General features: G+C 53.2%; 1 protein-coding gene. It reads right to left on the bottom strand.

Annotation, left to right across the window (positions count from 1 at the left end):
- On the bottom strand, nt 1–332 hold a 332-nt coding region (locus C4N04_RS31460), incomplete at its 3' end, for a phasin (RefSeq protein ID WP_016737564.1).
- Nucleotides 333–713 lie beyond the last annotated feature (381 nt).

Raw genomic sequence — 713 nt, 5'->3', positions numbered from 1 at the left:
CGCTTGCGGAAAAAGGTCGACTGCTGTTCGAGGATCTGCGACGGCGAATTCGCGCCCAGCAAAGCTTGCAAATGTGAGAAGCTGGCCTCGGCGTCGGCCTGCAGTGCAGCGATCGTCTTCCACCACAATTCGTTGCCGAATAGACTTGTCGTTTCGAGGATCGGAGGCAGCATTTTCTGTGTCGCTTCAGCGCCGGACGCAAATTTCAAAAAAGCCTCTGTCACCTTCTTGTTCCCCTTTTCAACAGATGCGCCGAACTGATCTGGCACCTTGAGCGACGATGACCCCGGGTTTTCGATCGTTTCAAAGGATCTTTCGGAAATCTTGGTCATTGCATTTTCCTTCTCTTTGAGTTGGTTGCAAGCTGTGACATCGGGATTGACCCTTCCGCCGGCGGATGCATGGCCGCTTGGTAGAACGCGGATCCGATGACGAACGGTCAGGTGGCCTCCGTTCCGTTCGTTTCATGAACCGGCATAATGCAGACTGCTTTCTGCCGCTTGTAACCAGGGATCAGCAAACACCATGCCAACTGCTCCGACGCGCCAAGAAGATCATTTTCTTTTATCAATGGGCGGGTTGAGGGCAGGTTGATGTGTATTTGACGGAGAGACCGGCGAACAAAACGTTCCAATCACGACAAACCTGACAAAAGTGGCGGATGCCCGACATTTGCGAGAAATGTCGACGGTTGCGCTGGGGACAAGGGAATT

Origin of the sequence: Rhizobium sp. H4 (assembly GCF_003013335.1) — a bacterium.
Lineage (GTDB): Bacteria > Pseudomonadota > Alphaproteobacteria > Rhizobiales > Rhizobiaceae > Rhizobium > Rhizobium sophoriradicis.
The sequence above is the reverse complement of the archived record's forward strand: the minus strand, read 5'-3'. Positions and strand labels throughout refer to the sequence as shown.